This is a genomic window from Bacteroides sp. DH3716P (genome assembly GCF_025914115.1).
GTDB classification, from domain to species: Bacteria; Bacteroidota; Bacteroidia; order Bacteroidales; family Bacteroidaceae; genus Bacteroides; species Bacteroides ovatus.
Genome location: NZ_CP083673.1, coordinates 2206958 through 2224509 on the forward strand (window position 1 = coordinate 2206958; position 17552 = coordinate 2224509).

The 17552-nt window shown below is 45.8% G+C and carries 17 protein-coding genes; 12 read left to right on the plus strand and 5 right to left on the minus strand.

Annotated features, from left to right (window positions below; all coding sequences use genetic code 11):
* Positions 1 to 198 precede the first annotated feature (198 nt).
* Positions 199 to 2286, minus strand: a complete 2088-nt coding sequence (locus KQP79_RS07970; RefSeq protein WP_004296808.1) for an RNA degradosome polyphosphate kinase — start codon at positions 2284 to 2286, stop codon at positions 199 to 201.
* Positions 2287 to 2341: 55 nt separating this feature from the next.
* Here KQP79_RS07970 and KQP79_RS07975 point away from each other — a divergent pair, with 55 nt between their 5' ends.
* The 3 genes from KQP79_RS07975 (at position 2342) to rfbB (ending at position 4963) form a co-directional block, all read left to right on the plus strand.
* Positions 2342 to 2836, plus strand: a complete 495-nt coding sequence (locus KQP79_RS07975) for a metallophosphoesterase family protein (RefSeq protein WP_008650393.1) — start codon at positions 2342 to 2344, stop codon at positions 2834 to 2836.
* A 99-nt stretch (positions 2837 to 2935) separates the two neighbouring features.
* Positions 2936 to 3805, plus strand: coding sequence for a glucose-1-phosphate thymidylyltransferase RfbA (gene rfbA / locus KQP79_RS07980; RefSeq protein ID WP_004296806.1), 870 nt, complete (start codon positions 2936 to 2938; stop codon positions 3803 to 3805).
* 21 nt (positions 3806 to 3826) lie between these two features.
* Complete coding sequence (gene rfbB, locus KQP79_RS07985) at positions 3827 to 4963, plus strand: dTDP-glucose 4,6-dehydratase (protein ID WP_004296805.1); 1137 nt, start codon at positions 3827 to 3829, stop codon at positions 4961 to 4963.
* A 3-nt stretch (positions 4964 to 4966) separates the two neighbouring features.
* Here rfbB and KQP79_RS07990 read toward each other — a convergent pair whose 3' ends face one another.
* Positions 4967 to 5860, minus strand: coding sequence for a 1,4-dihydroxy-2-naphthoate polyprenyltransferase (locus tag KQP79_RS07990; protein WP_008650392.1), 894 nt, complete (start codon positions 5858 to 5860; stop codon positions 4967 to 4969).
* 88 nt (positions 5861 to 5948) lie between these two features.
* On the opposite strand from KQP79_RS07990, the gene KQP79_RS07995 reads away from it, so the two are divergent.
* Both KQP79_RS07995 and KQP79_RS08000 read left to right on the plus strand, forming a co-directional pair.
* Positions 5949 to 7010 (plus strand): metallophosphoesterase, encoded by a 1062-nt coding sequence (locus KQP79_RS07995; protein ID WP_004306886.1) that lies wholly within the window; start codon positions 5949 to 5951, stop codon positions 7008 to 7010.
* Positions 7011 to 7209: 199 nt separating this feature from the next.
* The gene (locus KQP79_RS08000; RefSeq protein ID WP_118161294.1) at positions 7210 to 8499 is read left to right on the plus strand and encodes an ATP-binding protein; all 1290 of its coding nucleotides are present in this window, start codon (positions 7210 to 7212) and stop codon (positions 8497 to 8499) included.
* Positions 8500 to 8517: 18 nt separating this feature from the next.
* On the opposite strand, the gene nadD is transcribed toward KQP79_RS08000, so the two are convergent.
* The 3 genes from nadD to KQP79_RS08015 are packed head-to-tail and all read right to left on the minus strand — an operon-like array spanning position 8518 to position 10575.
* Positions 8518 to 9087, minus strand: coding sequence for a nicotinate (nicotinamide) nucleotide adenylyltransferase (gene nadD / locus KQP79_RS08005; RefSeq protein WP_004296801.1), 570 nt, complete (start codon positions 9085 to 9087; stop codon positions 8518 to 8520).
* Positions 9084 to 9650, minus strand: a complete 567-nt coding sequence (gmk, locus tag KQP79_RS08010; protein WP_004306884.1) for a guanylate kinase — start codon at positions 9648 to 9650, stop codon at positions 9084 to 9086. Before gmk ends, nadD begins: the two co-directional genes overlap by 4 nt.
* Positions 9651 to 9693: 43 nt before the next feature.
* A complete protein-coding gene (locus KQP79_RS08015; protein ID WP_004296799.1) occupies positions 9694 to 10575 on the minus strand; it encodes a YicC/YloC family endoribonuclease in 882 nt (293 codons plus the stop codon).
* 89 nt (positions 10576 to 10664) lie between these two features.
* Between KQP79_RS08015 and tsaB the strand changes: the two genes are divergently transcribed.
* The 7 genes from tsaB to rseP all read left to right on the plus strand — a co-directional run bounded on the left by tsaB (position 10665) and on the right by rseP (position 17480).
* The gene (tsaB, locus tag KQP79_RS08020) at positions 10665 to 11354 is read left to right on the plus strand and encodes a tRNA (adenosine(37)-N6)-threonylcarbamoyltransferase complex dimerization subunit type 1 TsaB (protein ID WP_004306883.1); all 690 of its coding nucleotides are present in this window, start codon (positions 10665 to 10667) and stop codon (positions 11352 to 11354) included.
* 36 nt (positions 11355 to 11390) lie between these two features.
* Positions 11391 to 12002, plus strand: coding sequence for a DUF4290 domain-containing protein (locus KQP79_RS08025; protein ID WP_004296797.1), 612 nt, complete (start codon positions 11391 to 11393; stop codon positions 12000 to 12002).
* Positions 12003 to 12031: 29 nt separating this feature from the next.
* Positions 12032 to 13336 (plus strand): UDP-N-acetylglucosamine 1-carboxyvinyltransferase, encoded by a 1305-nt coding sequence (gene murA, locus KQP79_RS08030; RefSeq protein WP_004296796.1) that lies wholly within the window; start codon positions 12032 to 12034, stop codon positions 13334 to 13336.
* The gene (gene rimM, locus KQP79_RS08035; RefSeq protein ID WP_004296795.1) at positions 13333 to 13875 is read left to right on the plus strand and encodes a ribosome maturation factor RimM; all 543 of its coding nucleotides are present in this window, start codon (positions 13333 to 13335) and stop codon (positions 13873 to 13875) included. Before murA ends, rimM begins: the two co-directional genes overlap by 4 nt.
* Before the next feature lie 75 nt (positions 13876 to 13950).
* On the plus strand, positions 13951 to 14811 hold the full coding sequence (locus KQP79_RS08040) for a M23 family metallopeptidase (RefSeq protein WP_004296794.1): 861 nt from the start codon (positions 13951 to 13953) through the stop codon (positions 14809 to 14811).
* Between the two features lie 14 nt (positions 14812 to 14825).
* Positions 14826 to 15995, plus strand: a complete 1170-nt coding sequence (locus tag KQP79_RS08045; protein ID WP_004308958.1) for a 1-deoxy-D-xylulose-5-phosphate reductoisomerase — start codon at positions 14826 to 14828, stop codon at positions 15993 to 15995.
* A gap of 129 nt (positions 15996 to 16124) precedes the next feature.
* Entirely contained in the window at positions 16125 to 17480 is a 1356-nt protein-coding gene (gene rseP / locus KQP79_RS08050; RefSeq protein WP_004296792.1) for an RIP metalloprotease RseP, read from the plus strand.
* Positions 17481 to 17552: the final 72 nt, after the last annotated feature.

Sequence of the window (17552 nt, forward strand, 5' to 3'; positions counted from 1 at the left end):
TACACAAGGAGTATCGTCGGCAGCGTCAGATGTGTATAAGAGACAGATGTCGGTGTGGTTGTTGCGAGGGAAGCCATGTAGTAAGGGCGTATAACGGGGGATGTGCAGCGGGAACGTTGCGGGAAGGCCGTGTGGGGCGTTGTAAGTTGCAGGACACGGGTATGGGATTCTTATGTTAGTTAATTAGTTGGTTGTTTTTTAGTTATTTGTTTTGTTTAACCAGTCATAGAAGGTGTATTGGGCTCGTACAGCGGGGGTGCCGGGCGCTCTTTTTTTGAATATATTTCGCAGGTTGTCGTCTACCCAGCAGGCTTTTTGGTTGTCGGCGAGCTGGATATTAAGCATTTCGATGAGGCTGTCACGCAGGTCGGGGGCGAGAATGGGGGTGATGGCTTCGATGCGGCGGTAGAGGTTACGACGCATCCAGTCGGGGGAGCCCATGAAGACTTTGGGTTTGCCGTCGTTGCCGAAGTACCAGATGCGGGCGTGTTCGAGGAAACTGTCTACAATACGGGTGACACGAATGTTACGACTGTATGACTGTCCGGGGATAAGACAACAGATTCCACGGACGATGAGGTCTATTTGTACGCCGTGTTCGGAGGCTTCGTAGAGACGGTCAATCATGGCGGGGTCTTGGAGGGCGTTCATTTTTAGGATGATACGGCCTTGTTTGCCTTCGTCGGCGAGGGCGATTTCCCGATCAATCAGGCGGTTCAATTCGGGGATGAGGTTGAAACGGGCGACAAGAAGGGTGGTGAACTTCGGGTCTTCTTTGCCTTGCAGGGTGCGGAAGAGGTTATAGAGGTCGGCCACTATCTTCGGACGGCAGGTGAAAAGGCCACAGTCGGCGTAGAGGGTGGCGGTCTTTTCATTAAAGTTACCGGTGCTGATATAGGCGTAGCTGGGTATTTTTTCACCGTTCAGTCCGCGGCGGCGGATAAGGGCTACTTTGGCGTGTACTTTCAGACCGGGTATGCTGTATATTATTTTAATGCCGGCGGCTTGCATCATTTCGGCCGTGGCAAGGTTGTTTTCTTCGTCGAAACGGGCTTTCAGTTCCACGAATACGGTGACTTTCTTGCCGTTTTGGGCGGCGGCTATCAGGGTGTTGATGACGGCGGAGTTTTCAGCTACGCGGTATTGGGTTACCATGATTTCACGGGTTTCCGGGTTGTGCACGGCTTCATACAGGAAGTGGATGAAGTGCTCGAAAGAGTGATAAGGGTAATATAATAACAGGTCCTTCTTGGCAACGTAGTTGAAGATAGATTCTTTTTCGTCAAGGATGGTCAGCTTCATTGGCTTCGGCTTTTCGAGGCTGTGAAGAGATTTGTTCGGGTTGGGAAGATGACGCAGGTCTTCAAGATTCAGGTGCTTGTCGCCGGGGACAAGTTCATCACGCTGAATATGGAAGGCGTCTACCAGAAAGTCCAGAAAGTCATGAGGCATACCACGGTCGTAGACGAAACGGCAGACGTCACCGATCTTACGTTTCTTCACTTTCTTCTTGAGTTGAGCGACAAGGTCGGCACTGCTGGCGGTGTCGTCAATCAATATGTCAGCGTCACGGGAGATTTTGATGCAGTAGCTGGAATCAACATCGTAGCCGGGGAAAATAAGGTTGAGGTTTGCCTTGATTATATCTTCGGTAAACATCAGGTAATGGTTTTTCTCGCGGGATGGAAGTTCGATGAAGCGGGGCACTTTGGCGTAGGGTTGCTTCATCACGAAGTAAAGAGGTTGCCGGGATTCTGTTAGACTGGTAGTTCCTTCATTTCCTTCTTTCTTCGGATAGACTCGTATGGCCAGGTAAAGGCGGTTATCCCGCAGGAAGGAGACTATTTTATCTTTGGATACAGGCACAGGCTGCAGGTAGGGAAAAATTTCTTCCCGGAAAAAGTCTTTAATAAACTGCTGGTGGAACGGTTCTACATGTCTGTCCTGATAAAAGATGATGTGATTCTTGCGCAGGGCAGGTAGTAGTTTCTCTTCATAAATGCGTACACGGTCATCCAGCTGGCGGGTGACTTCTTTATTTATTTCTTCTACCAGTTCGCGGGCGGATTGTACGGTTTCTTCATCACTTTCCGTAGCGCCGGAGGCAACAGCTTTATGGTCGGCTACACGGATTTTGTAAAACTCTTCGAGGTTGGAAGAGTAGATAGAGATGAAGTTGATACGTTCGTAGAGCGGTAGACGCTCGTCCAGAGCCTCCAACAATACGCGATAATTAAATGAGAGCCAACTAATATCTCGCTTGAAATAATTATATTTGCTTTCCATGTGCTTTAAGATTTTTCCAAATATAGTATCTTTGTGGGATTAAACAAAGAAATTTATGACAAGAATTGGATTATTATCTGATACTCACGCTTACTGGGACGAGAAATATCTGGAATATTTTGAACCATGTGACGAAATCTGGCATGCCGGAGACATCGGTTCGCTGGAAGTAGCGGAAAGGTTAGCCGCCTTCCGTCCATTCCGGGCGGTATATGGAAATATTGACGGACAGGAAATCAGAAAGCTGTATCCGCAAATAAACCGTTTCACGGTAGATGGTGCAGAAGTGCTGATTAAACATATCGGCGGTTATCCGGGGAAATACGATCCTTCCATCATCGGCAGTCTGATGACACGTCCGCCCAAACTTTTTATCAGCGGACATTCTCATATATTAAAGGTGAAATATGATAAAACGCTGGATATGTTGCATATTAATCCGGGAGCTGCCGGCATGTCCGGTTTCCACAAAGTACGGACTTTGGTACGTTTTGTTATCAACCAGGGGGCCTTTCAGGACTTGGAAGTCATCGAATTGGCGGACAAATAAAATAAATGTTCCTGCCAGATTGAAAAATTATTTTAAAATTTTGCCACGTCGGAATTCTTTCCGACCTTTGCACGCAGTTAATGAATAACTCAGACGAACATGAAAGGAATTATTCTAGCCGGTGGTAGTGCCACCCGACTTTATCCGCTCTCTAAAGCGATTTCCAAACAAATCATGCCTGTGTATGACAAGCCGATGATTTATTATCCGTTGTCAACACTTATGTTGGCAGGAATACGCGAAGTGTTGATTATTTCGACTCCACGCGATTTGCCGATGTTCCGCGACTTGTTGGGAACGGGTGAGGAACTGGGTATGTCTTTCTCCTATAAAATTCAGGAACAACCTAACGGACTGGCACAAGCTTTCGTATTGGGAGCCGATTTCCTGAACGGCGAACCGGGCTGTCTGATTCTTGGGGATAATATGTTTTACGGACAGGGCTTTTCCGCCATGCTCCGCCGGGCTGCCAATATAGAAAAGGGCGCCTGCATCTTCGGCTACTACGTGAAAGACCCGCGCGCTTATGGTGTAGTGGAATTTGACGAACAGGGAAAAGTGATTTCACTGGAAGAAAAGCCGGAAGTGCCAAAAAGTAATTATGCCGTTCCGGGACTTTATTTCTACGATGCCAGTGTGACGGAAAAAGCAGCGGCTCTTCGTCCTTCAGCACGTGGAGAGTATGAGATAACAGACTTGAACCGTCTGTATCTGGAAGAAGGTACATTGAAAGTGGAACTCTTCGGACGCGGATTTGCATGGCTCGATACGGGTAACTGCGACAGTCTGCTGGAAGCTTCCAACTTCGTGGCCACTATTCAGAACCGCCAAGGTTTTTACGTCAGCTGTATTGAAGAAATCGCCTGGCGTCAGGGATGGATTCCGACGGAGCAGTTGCTTCTACTGGGTCAACAGCTCGAAAAAACCGAGTATGGTAAGTACCTTATCGAATTGGCTAAACAATCCTAAAATCAACATAAAGAATAAAATATGAAAACTTATCTAGTGACCGGTGCCGCAGGATTTATCGGGGCAAATTACATCAAGTACATCTTAGCCAAACATAACGACATCAAAGTCGTGATATTGGACGCTTTGACGTATGCAGGTAACTTAGGAACGATTGCCAAAGACATCGACAACGAACGCTGTGTCTTTATCAAAGGAGACATTTGTAGCCGCGATGTGGTAGACGGTCTTTTTGCTGAGTATCGTTTTGACTATGTGGTGAATTTCGCTGCCGAGAGCCATGTGGACCGCAGCATTGAAAATCCGCAACTGTTTCTGATTACCAACATTCTCGGAACACAGAACTTACTGGATTGTGCACGCCGTGCATGGGTAATGGGGAAAGACGAACAAGGATATCCGACCTGGAGAAAAGGTGTACGCTATCATCAGGTATCTACCGATGAGGTGTATGGTTCATTGGGAGCCGAAGGGTATTTCACTGAAGCAACTCCGCTTTGTCCTCACAGCCCATACAGTGCTTCTAAGACAAGTGCAGACATGGTGGTAATGGCTTACCACGACACTTATAAAATGCCGGTAACGATTACCCGTTGCTCCAACAACTACGGTCCGTACCACTTCCCGGAAAAATTGATTCCGTTGATTATCAAGAATATCCTCGAAGGAAAGCATCTCCCCGTCTACGGTGACGGTAGCAATGTGCGCGACTGGCTTTATGTGGAAGACCACTGCAAAGCAATCGACCTCGTTGTGCGTGAAGGTCAAGACGGAGAAGTGTACAACGTTGGTGGACACAACGAGAAAACAAACCTCGAAATCGTGAAACTGACAATTTCGACTATCCACCGTCTGATGGCAGAAAATCCCGAATATCGTCAGGTTCTCAAAAAGAAAGTGAAAGACGAAAACGGAGATATTTCGATCGAATGGATCAACGAAGATCTGATTACTTTCGTTAAGGACCGTCTGGGACACGACCAACGTTATGCTATCGACCCCACCAAGATAACAAATGCCTTAGGATGGTATCCCGAAACTAAATTCGAGGTCGGTATCGTAAAGACAATCGAATGGTATTTAGCCAACCAAGCTTGGGTGGAAGAAGTTACCAGCGGAGATTATCAGGGTTACTACGAAAAGATGTACGGGAAATGATTCTCAATTTATCAACATTCCTATTGCAATAAGAATACCCATAAGCAGCATATTACGCGAAGTCTCGCCTAATATGCTGTTTAATTTTTTACCGCTGTATATTTTCACCATCCGTTTCCAGGTAAGGAAATGAGGGATCAGATAAAGTTGCGGAAGAAAAGCGGCGTAGAAATGACCTTCACGAAGGAAACACAAGCAGAGAAGAGAAGCGGTAATCCCCAGCATCAAATAAAAATAGCGACCGAATTTCTCGCCGAAACGAACGATCACTGTCCTTTTTCCACTGCGTGCATCCGCTTCGCGGTCACGATAATTATTGACTACCAACAATGTATCGATAAGCAGTCCGCAGATTAAAGAGGCGATAGTGACATCCGGTGTCCAGGTTAGCGCCTGTACGTAATATGTTCCGCCTACAGGTACAAAGCCGAAAAAGACAATCACCAATACATCGCCCCAACCGTTGTAAGAAAGAGGATAAGGACCGGTGGTATAAAGAAAAGCAAATAACACACAAAGCACTCCTACGATAATCAATTCCCACCCGGCAAAGAAGAGCAACGTACAGCCGATAAGGCAGGCAAGAGCAACTGTAATAACAATCCCGGTTTTCATCGCTTGCGGAGAAATCCATCCTTGCGCACAAGCACGTTCGGGGCCTAACCGGTCTTCCCGGTCTGTTCCTTTGAGGAAGTCGAAAAGGTCATTGATGAAATTAGCGGCAATTTGCATCAGACTTGCAAACAGACAGCAGATCAGTGCAGGCAACCAGTGAAAACGTCCGTCCATTGCAGCAAGAGCAGTACCTATCATAACCGGAGTTATGGCCCCTGTCAGCGTTTTGGGACGTGCAGCTAATATCCATGCTTGTAGCGAGTTACGCTTTACTTCTTCCATACTTTAATATATTATAAATAGTTTTGACGGACAAAGATACATGATTTTTCGTATCTTTGCACCCCGAAAAACTTCAAACTAAGAGAAGATGAAGAAAATAAAAACAATCTACCCTGTTATCCTGTTGACATTGCTTTTGCTGGTTTCCTGTAAGTCGAAAAAGAATATGGTGGCTACCTTGCCACGCCCTGTTTTAAATTCAGATTCTATTTATCCGGATACGGCTAATGCCATAGCCGGGTTATTCTCCCCCGACCACTCGCAACTCAAAGAGCTGAATGTTTCCAAAAACAAAAAGCAGAATACAAAGGAAAAGACTTCTACCGATACACACGAATCGTCGGATCTGGTACTGCGGGGAACAAAAATCACTTCTTCCAGCGTAGATGTATCTTCTGTCTATACCGGAGTGGACCGTGTAGTAAAATATGACTTTACACACCGCGATGTTCCCGAAGCCTTTGAAGGTTTCCGTATCGCTTTCATTTCCGACTTACACTACAAAAGTCTGCTGAAAGAAAAAGGCCTGAACGACCTTGTCCGCCTACTGATTGCTCAAAAGGCTGATGTGCTTCTAATGGGTGGTGACTATCAGGAAGGTTGTGAATATGTGGAACCTTTGTTTTCCGCACTGGCACGCGTAAAAACACCGATGGGCACTTATGGGGTAATGGGCAATAACGACTACGAACGTTGCCACGACGATATTGTGAATACAATGAAACATTACGGCATGCGTCCGTTAGAACATGAAGTAGATACGCTTCGTAAAGACGGGCAGCAGATCATTATCGCTGGAGTGCGCAATCCTTTTGATCTGGGGCGCAACGGAGTATCGCCTACTCTGGCACTCTCTCCCAAAGATTTTGTCATCTTACTGGTTCATACTCCGGATTACATAGAAGATGTTTCAGTAGCTAACACCGACCTTGCCCTGGCAGGACACACCCACGGCGGACAAGTCCGTGTATTCGGAGTTGCCCCGGCACTTAACTCACACTATGGCAATCGTTTCATCACCGGACTGGCATATAATTCTGCAAAAATACCTTTGATTATAACAAACGGAATAGGAACCTCCAAATTACCAATCCGTGTTGGTGCTCCGGCAGAAATCATCGTTATTACTCTTCATCGATTGACGGAGTAAAGTATCGTAGCTTGGTATGAAAAAACAACCCGAATAGTAGCATTCTACATTTTTAAGGTACGACTTTCTGTGATATACCACACTTTTAGGATACGACTTTTTGTTAAAGATCACATTTTTAATGTACTACTTTTTTGTTAATATCCCTTTTAATGCTTACATTTGCATCTATAAGTAGCTGATAATAAAAGAAAGAAGTATGAGAAGAGATGCAATGCAAGAATTGTATGACTGGAAAGAAAAGTCTACACGAAAGCCTTTGATTATTCGCGGAGCCCGTCAGGTAGGAAAGACATGGCTCATGAAAGAGTTTGCGGCTACTGCTTACAAACAGTTTGCTTACATCAACTTCGAAGACAATGAAGTGATGAAGGAGATTTTCCAAAAAGATTTTGATATCGAACGTATTTTAATGGCTATCCAATTAGTTACCGGAAAAGTAGTAAATACGGATACTTTAATTCTTTTTGACGAGCTTCAGGAAGCTCCACGCGGTTTGACAGCTATGAAGTATTTCCAAGAGAAAGCACCACAGTATCATGTCATTGCAGCTGGTTCTTTATTGGGGATTGCGATGCATCAAAATGATTCTTTCCCAGTAGGAAAAGTCGATTTTATAGACTTATATCCACTTTCTTTTTCCGAGTTTTTAGAAGCTATCGGACAAGAACCTTTTGCCAGCTTGCTCGCTAAGCAAGATTGGAACCTGATTTCTACCTTCCGCTCTAAACTCACCGACTTCCTTAAACAGTATTATTTCGTAGGAGGAATGCCTGAAGTAGTCAATGCCTTTATTGAACACAAAGACTATGCCGAAGTCCGCCAGTTACAACAAAATATACTGGATTCTTATGATCGTGATTTCTCCAAACATGCTCCTATTGCCGAAGTACCCAGAATTCGTATGGTGTGGCGTTCGATTCCGGCACAGTTAGCAAAAGAAAATCGCAAATTCATTTATGGAGTTATAAAAGAAGGAGCAAGAGCCAAAGATTTTGAACTGTCTATGGAATGGTTGATAGATGCCGGCCTTATTTATAAAGTAAACCGGGTAAAGAAAGGTGGAATACCTTTATCGGCATACGAAGATTTTTCTGCATTCAAACTATTTATGCTGGATACCGGATTAATGGGAGCAATGAGCGGACTCCCCCCACAGGCATTATTGGAAGGAAATGTTTTATTTACCGATTATAAAGGAGCAATTACCGAACAATATGTGTTACAACAACTGAAATCGGTGAAAGGCTTGAATATTTATTACTGGTCTTCAGATACTTCCAAAGGAGAGTTGGATTTTCTATTGCAAAAAGAAATCTATATTATTCCGGTTGAAGTGAAAGCAGAAGAAAACTTACAGTCGAAAAGTCTGCGTTCTTTTGTTGAAAAGAATCCAGGACTACATGGCATTCGTTTTTCCATGTCAGATTACCGGCAACAGGAGTGGCTGACAAATTATCCGTTATATTCTGTCGGATATATATTTTAATATATTCAAAGACGTATATTATCTTTCTTTTATAGTCTCCCAGACCTTTGGATGCACAAAGTATCGAACATCTTTCCCTGCATCCAATGCTTCTCGAATAAAAGTAGAACTGATTTCAAATACAGGGGAATGAACGAGACGCACCGTTTCCGGCAATTCCTCCTCTTTGACGGGAAAGCCGGGACGGGGGTAAATAAGAATCTGATTCTCTTTAATGATACGTTCGGACTGATACCAATATCCAAAACGTTCCCAATTATCGGAACCGATAATGAAATAAAACTCGCGATCGGGAAATGCCTCACGCAGTTTCTCCAACGTATATACGCTATATGAGGGGCGAGGCAAATGAAACTCAAAATCTGAAGCCTGAAAACGAGGATAGTCACTGATGCTCAACTTTACCAGTTCGAGACGTAATTCATCATTCCATAACTTCTCCTGTGCTTTCAAAGGATTCTGAGGACTCACCATAAACCAGATTTCATCCAATCCTTCATACTCACAAAGGTAGTTGGCTAGAGCAAGATGTCCGATGTGAATCGGATTGAATGATCCGCTGAAGATTCCGGTTTTCTGCTTATTCATTGTTCCAAAAACTCTTTGATAACTTTCAAAGCTTCCGCTTTAGCAGTTTCCAAATTGTCATTGACAATCACACAATCGAATTGCGGAGCAAAACCCAATTCATATTCCGCCTTAGCGATGCGACTTTCAATCACTTCCGGCGCATCCGTTCCACGTCCTTCCAACCGGCAGCGTAATTCTTCCACCGAAGGCGGCTGGATAAACACCGACAATGCACGATCACCATAAAACTTCTTGATATTGCATCCGCCAACCACATCTACGTCAAACACCACATTCTGACCCGCTTCCAATTGCTTTTCTACCTGCGCTTTCAGCGTTCCGTAATAACGGTCCTTATACACCTCCTCATACTCCAGAAATTCGTTGTTCTCAATGCGTTGGCGAAATTCTTCCGGCGTAAGGAAGAAATATTCAACCCCATGCTGCTCCGTTCCACGCGGAGGACGGCTGGTAGCAGAAATAGAAAACGCTAAATTCAAGTTCTGCGTCAGCAGATAATTGATTATAGTAGATTTGCCCGAACCCGACGGAGCAGAGAAAATAATTAGCTTACCGGTCATAAGTTTAATGAAGAATTAAGAATTAAAAATGATAGATACTGTTTTACATCACGTTCAGCACCTGTTCCTTAATCTGTTCCAGTTCATCCTTCATCTGAACTACGATCTTCTGCATTTCAGCATGATTGGACTTGCTGCCTAACGTGTTGATCTCCCTACCCATTTCCTGGGCGATAAAACCAAGCTTTTTACCCTGTCCGCTACCACTTTCCATCGTGCTGATGAAATATTTCAGATGGTTGCTAAGACGTTGTTTTTCTTCGTTGACATCCAGCTTTTCGATGTAGTAAATCAGTTCCTGTTCCAAACGATTCTTGTCGTAGTCTACGCTTAACGTCTTTTCGAGAGCATCAGTGATGCGTTCCTTCACTTTCTCTACACGTTCTTTCTCGTAAGGAGTAATCTGTTCGAGCAAACTGTTGATGTTGGCAATCTTCTCACGGAATTTCTTTTCCAATGCAGCCCCCTCCTGTTTGCGGAAATCTACCAAATGACTGATGGCTTCAAGTATGGTAGCATGCACCATGCTCCATTCCTCTTCCGTCAGTTCCTGAATTTCCGTTTTCGTCATCACGTCCGGCATGCGAAGTAATAGTTGGAGCCAGTCTTCCGGTGCGGGACAAGGAATCCCCAGTTCGCGGCTTATCGAATCCAACTGGCTATAATAACTTTTCAGTACATCCTTATTGATGGGAGCAGCATCCGCACCCTCCTTCTTCTCTATCCACAGGCTGAAGTCAGCTTTTCCACGTTCCAGAACTTTAGAAATCTCATTACGGATTTCAATCTCTTTTTCACGATACGCCGGAGCGATGCGAGTGGACAAATCCATTGCCTTGCTGTTGAGCGACTTGATTTCTACATTTATTTTTTTATCAGGAAGTTCGGCCGTAGCTTTACCGTATCCTGTCATAGACTGTATCATAACCTTAAAGTTTTGTGCAAAAGTACACGAATATTTTAAGAATTGGAAATAATCATGTAAATTTGCGACAATTTAATAAGCTGATTTTTATGTCGTGTATACTGAATATTGAAACCTCTACCTCTGTTTGCTCGGTAGCGGCCAGTCAAGACGGACAGACGATTTTTGTGAAAGAAGACTTGAAAGGCCCTTCACACGCCGTGTCTTTAGGAGTTTTTGTAGATGAAGCATTGTCGTTCATAGACAGTCATGCCATCCCTTTGGATGCCGTTGCAGTGAGTTGCGGACCGGGTTCGTACACCGGACTCCGAATCGGGGTTTCTATGGCGAAAGGAATTTGTTACGGGCGCAATATCCCCTTGATCGGTATCCCGACGCTGGAAGTATTGAGTGTTCCGGTGCTGTTGTATCACGACTTGCCCGAAAACGCTTTGCTTTGTCCGATGATCGACGCCCGCCGCATGGAAGTATATGCAGCCGTCTATGACCGTCGTCTACAAGTGAAACGTACAGTTGCCGCCGACATCGTAGATGAGAACTCTTACCTGGAGTTCCTGAACGAACAACCGGTTTATTTCTTTGGAAACGGAGCCGACAAATGCCGCGAACAGATCACGCATCCGAACGCACATTTTATCGACAATATCCATCCGTTGGCTAAAATGATGTTCCCACTGGCAGAAAAAGCAGTGGCCGATGAAGACTATAAAGACGTGGCTTACTTCGAACCTTTCTACCTGAAAGAATTCGTTGCCTCCATGCCGAAAAAGCTTCTTTAATTTTTTAATTTTTAATTCTCAATTTTAATTTAACAAATGCAATACAATACTCAACAGAAAAGAATGCCGCTTCCCGAATACGGACGTAGCATCCAGAACATGGTAGATTATGCGTTGACCATTCAGGATCGTGCAGAACGTCAGCGTTGTGCCAACACCATCATCAACATTATGGGAAATATGTTCCCCCATTTGCGTGATGTACCCGATTTCAAGCACAAGCTTTGGGACCACCTGGCTATCATGTCCGGTTTTGAGCTGGATATTGACTATCCGTATGAAATCATCCGCAAGGACAATCTGGTGACCCGCCCGGACCATATCCCCTACTCCACTGCCCGTATGCGTTACCGTCACTACGGACATACGCTGGAAGTACTGATAAAAAAAGCGATCGAATTCCCTGAAGGAAACGAAAAGAGAAACCTGATTGCCCTTATCTGCAACCACATGAAAAAGGATTACTTGGCATGGAACAAAGATACAGTGGACGACAAAAAGATTGCCGAAGACCTATACGAACTGTCCAACGGGGAACTCCAAATGACCGACGATATCGTCCGGCTGATGGCAGAACGCCTGAATCAGAACTACCGTCCGAAGACGAACTATACCAACAATCGTCAAAACAATAAAAGAAGATACTAAACACTTTATACTTAATACTAAAAAAATTAATGGCTTCATTTGTAATCGAAGGAGGACATCGGCTTAGCGGAGAAATCCACCCGCAAGGAGCTAAAAACGAAGTTTTGCAGATAATCTGTGCCACGTTGCTGACCGCAGAGGAAGTGACGGTGAACAATATACCTGACATTCTTGATGTCAACAACCTGATTCAGCTCTTGCGGGAGATGGGAGTGACGGTTGCAAAGAAAGGCATTGATTCTTATAGTTTTAAAGCAGAAAATGTAGACCTGGCTTATTTGGAAAGCGATGAATTCCTAAAGAAATGTTCCAGTCTGCGAGGCTCTGTGATGCTTATAGGTCCCATGGTGGCACGTTTCGGCAAGGCATTGATTTCCAAGCCGGGAGGAGATAAAATCGGTCGCCGCCGTCTGGACACTCACTTTGTAGGTATTCAGAATTTAGGGGCCGACTTCCGCTACGACGAAGAGCGGGGTATCTACGAAATAACGGCCGACAGACTTCAGGGAAGCTATATGCTACTGGACGAAGCATCTGTCACCGGAACAGCCAACATCGTCATGGCAGCCGTACTTGCCAAAGGTACGACCACCATTTACAATGCCGCCTGCGAACCCTACGTGCAACAACTCTGCCGGTTACTCAACCGGATGGGAGCCAAAATCAGCGGTATCGCATCCAACCTGCTCACCATCGAAGGCGTGGAAGAACTGCACGGCACGCAACACACCGTACTGCCCGACATGATTGAAGTGGGCAGCTTCATCGGCATGGCGGCAATGACGAAAAGCGAAATTACCATCAAGAATGTTTCTTACGAAAATCTTGGAATCATCCCCGAGAGCTTCCGCCGTCTGGGCATCAAGCTCGAACAGAGAGGAGACGATATTTACGTTCCCGCACAGGAAACATACCAGATAGAATCATTTATCGACGGCTCCATCATGACGATAGCCGACGCCACTTGGCCGGGACTGACTCCCGACTTGCTAAGTGTGATGCTCGTTGTAGCCACACAAGCCAAAGGCAGCGTACTGATCCATCAGAAAATGTTCGAAAGCCGCCTGTTCTTTGTGGACAAGCTGATCGACATGGGTGCACAGATCATTCTCTGCGACCCTCACCGTGCCGTAGTCATCGGACACAACCACGGCTTCAAGCTGCGCGGCGCCCGCCTGACTTCACCGGATATACGTGCCGGTATCGCCCTTCTGATTGCCGCCATGAGCGCCGAAGGAACCAGTACCATTAGTAACATCGAACAGATAGACCGTGGTTATCAGAACATCGAAGGACGTCTGAACGCTATCGGAGCCAGAATCACCCGGATATGATAAAGAAAGAAGAAGTATACAAGATAGGATTATTCAATAAACCGCACGGCATCCACGGCGAATTGCAATTTACCTTCACGGACGATATTTTCGACCGTGTGGACTGTGATTACCTGATATGCCTGCTCGATGGCATTTTCGTGCCTTTCTTCATCGAAGAATACCGCTTCCGTTCAGACTCCACCGCCTTGGTGAAACTGGAAGGAGTCGACAGTGCCGAACGTGCCCGAATGTTCACCAACATTGAAGTCTACTTCCCCGTGAAACACGCCGAAGAAGCGGAAGATGGCGAATTATCCTGGAACTTCTTTATCGGTTTCCAGATGGAAGACATCCATCACGGACTTCTGGGAGAAGTCATAGATGTAGATACCACTACGGTAAACACCCTTTTCGTGGTTGAAGGAGCGGAAGAAGAGGAACTGCTCGTTCCCGCCCAGGAGGAATTTATCGTAGGAATAGACCAGAAACAGAAACTCATCACGGTGGAACTTCCCGAAGGGTTGCTCAATCTGGAGGAATTGGAAGATGACCGGTGAGAACGAATAAAACGATGAGCCGCTCATCCACTGAAAATAGTAAATAGTAAATAGTAAAAACAGTAAATACCCGAGATGCCAAAGAGAAGACGAAGTAAAGCTTTCTGGAAAAATTTCAAGTTCAAGTATAAACTAACGATCGTTAATGAAAATACACTTGAAGAAATTGTCGGACTTCGCGTATCCAAGCTCAATGGACTTTCCGTATTACTTTGCGTGCTGGCGGTACTTTTCCTGATCGCTTCCTGCATCATCACCTTCACCCCGCTGCGCAACTACCTTCCCGGATACATGAACAGTGAAGTCCGTACACAAATCGTGGACAATGCCCTGCGTGTAGACTCTTTACAACAAGTGCTCAACAAGCAGAATCTTTACATCATGAACATTCAGGATATCTTCAGTGGAAAAGTATCCATCGACAGCGTGCAGACACTCGATTCACTGACCACTGCCCGCGAAGACACACTGATGGAACGTACCAAACGGGAAGAAGAATTCCGCCGTCAGTATGAAGAGAATGAAAAATATAACCTGACCTCCATCACTTCCCAACCGGACGTGACCGGACTCATTTTATACCGTCCGACACGAGGTATGGTGTCCGACCACTTCAATGCCGAGAAGAAACATTACGGCACCGACATCGCCGCCAATCCCAACGAAAGTGTATTGGCAACCATGGACGGGACCGTCATCCTAAGTACATACACCGCCGAGACAGGTTATCTGATTGGCGTACAACATAACCAGGATTTAATTTCAATCTATAAACACTGCGGCTCCCTCCTGAAAAAGGAAGGTGAACGCGTGAAAGGAGGGGAAGCCATCGCTCTGGTAGGAAACAGCGGCACACTTAGTACAGGGCCGCACCTCCATTTCGAACTTTGGTATAAAGGTCATCCGGTGAATCCCGAAAAATACATCGTATTTTAAGTGATAATAGAAAAATGAATATAGAGACTAACAAAAAGAAAAAACAAATAGCTATCCTAGGCTCAACAGGCTCCATCGGGACGCAGGCTCTGCAAGTCATCGAAGAACATCCCGACCTGTACGAAGCCTATGCGCTGACAGCCAACAACCGCGTGGAACTACTGATTGCCCAGGCACGGAAGTTCCAGCCGGAAGTGGTAGTGATAGCCAACGAAGAAAAGTATTCCGAACTGAAAGAAGCATTGAGCGACCTGCCTATCAAAGTGTACGCAGGCACAGACGCTATCTGTCAGATTGTAGAAGCAGGCCCCATCGACATGGTGTTGACAGCCATGGTCGGTTATGCCGGACTAAAACCAACCATCAACGCCATCCGCGCCAAGAAAGCGATTGCGTTGGCCAATAAAGAAACATTGGTAGTAGCGGGCGAACTGATTAATCAGTTGGCACAACAATATCGCACTCCGATTCTGCCGGTAGACTCTGAACACTCTGCTGTTTTTCAGTGTTTAGCGGGAGAAGTGGGTAACCCGATCGAGAAAGTGATATTGACAGCCTCCGGAGGTCCGTTCCGCACTTGCACCCTGGAACAGCTGAAATCCGTCACAAAGACGCAAGCCTTGAAACATCCCAACTGGGAAATGGGAGCAAAAATCACAATCGACTCCGCTTCCATGATGAATAAAGGTTTTGAGGTGATCGAAGCCAAATGGTTGTTTGGTGTTCAGCCCAGCCAGATCGAAGTGGTGGTGCATCCGCAATCAGTCATTCACTCGATGGTGCAGTTTGAAGACGGAGCTGTCAAGGCACAACTTGGGATGCCGGATATGCGCCTGCCCATCCAGTACGCATTCTCCTACCCCGACCGTATCAGCTCTTCTTTCGACAGACTCGATTTCTCCCAATGCACGAATCTGACGTTTGAGCAACCCGATACGAAACGGTTCCGCAACCTGGCACTCGCCTACGAAGCGATGTACCGCGGAGGGAATATGCCCTGTATCGTCAATGCTGCCAATGAAGTAGTGGTAGCCTCTTTCCTAAAAGACGACATCAGCTTCCTCGGCATGAGCGACGTAATAGAGAAAACAATGGAACGGGTTGCCTTCATCGCCAATCCGACATACGACGATTATGTAGCTACGGATGCGGAAGCAAGGAAAATAGCAGCCAGTCTGATATGATCCGCTTCATCCCATTGATGAACAAAGAAAATAAAGAAATTGATTAGTATTAATATAAATTGAAAATAGCCTTTATATCCTCTCTTCGGTAGAGAATTAGTTGAAGGCTTTAAACTGTAAATAGACTATATGGAAACATTTTTGATTCGTGCCCTGCAATTGATTATGAGCTTATCCTTGCTCGTTATCGTTCATGAAGGCGGGCATTTTCTTTTTGCCCGTTTGTTTAAGGTGCGTGTAGAAAAATTCTGCTTATTTTTTGACCCTTGGTTCACCCTTTTTAAGTTCAAACCCAAGAAAAGTGACACAGAGTATGCAGTAGGCTGGTTGCCATTGGGCGGTTATGTCAAAATAGCCGGCATGATTGATGAGTCGATGGATACCGAACAGATGAAACAACCCGAACAACCGTGGGAGTTCCGTTCCAAGCCGGCGTGGCAACGTCTGCTGATAATGGTGGGTGGCGTACTGTTCAACTTCCTGTTGGCACTGTTCATCTACTCCATGATTCTTTTTGCATGGGGCGACCAATATATAAAGGTACAGGAAGCCCCTCTTGGTATGGAATTCAACGAGACTGCCAAAGCGGTAGGTTTCCAGGACGGTGATATCCTCCTTTCTGCCGACGGTGTTCCTTTCGAACGTTATGACGGCGACATGTTGAGCCAGATTGCCGATGCACGCGAAGTAAGCGTCATCCGTAACGGGGCAAAAGCCTCCGTCTATATCCCGGAAGACCTGATGCAACGCCTCTTGGCAGACAGTGTCCGCTTCGCCTCCTACCGTTTCCCGTACGTTATAGACAGCGTAATGGTGAACTCTCCTGCCGCACAAGCAGGAATCCAGGCAGGTGACAGCATCATCGCCCTGAACGGAACACCGATCTCTTTCTCCGACTTCAAAGAAGCGATGGCAGAACGTAAGAAAAACGAAGCAACCCTGCTCAAAGACAGCATAGATCCACGTCTAATCACGCTGACTTATGTGCGTAACGGTGCAACAGACACGCTAAGTATGCGTGTAGACTCCGCCTACCTGATGGGTGTAACCGCCTGTCTCGTCACAGACCGTCTGCTCCCTATGGTAAAAAAAGAATATGCTTTCTTTGAATCCTTCCCCGCAGGTGTCTCCCTCGGTGTGAAAACCCTGAAAGGCTATGTAGGAAACATGAAATACCTCTTCTCGAAAGAAGGAGCCAAACAGTTGGGCGGCTTCGGAACGATCGGCAGCATCTTCCCCGCTACCTGGGACTGGCACCAGTTCTGGTATATGACAGCCTTCCTTTCCATCATCCTGGCTTTCATGAACATCCTCCCTATCCCCGCATTAGACGGTGGCCACGTGCTCTTCCTCTTCTACGAGATGATAGCCCGCCGCAAACCGAGCGACAAGTTTATGGAATACGCCCAGATGACCGGTATGATTCTGCTCTTCGGTCTGTTGATATGGGCTAACTTCAATGATATTTTGCGATTCTTCTTCTAGCGAATATAACAATAGAAAGATAGAGAAAACATATAAAAAGAATCATCCCGGATGAAAAAGGTTTTAAAAACC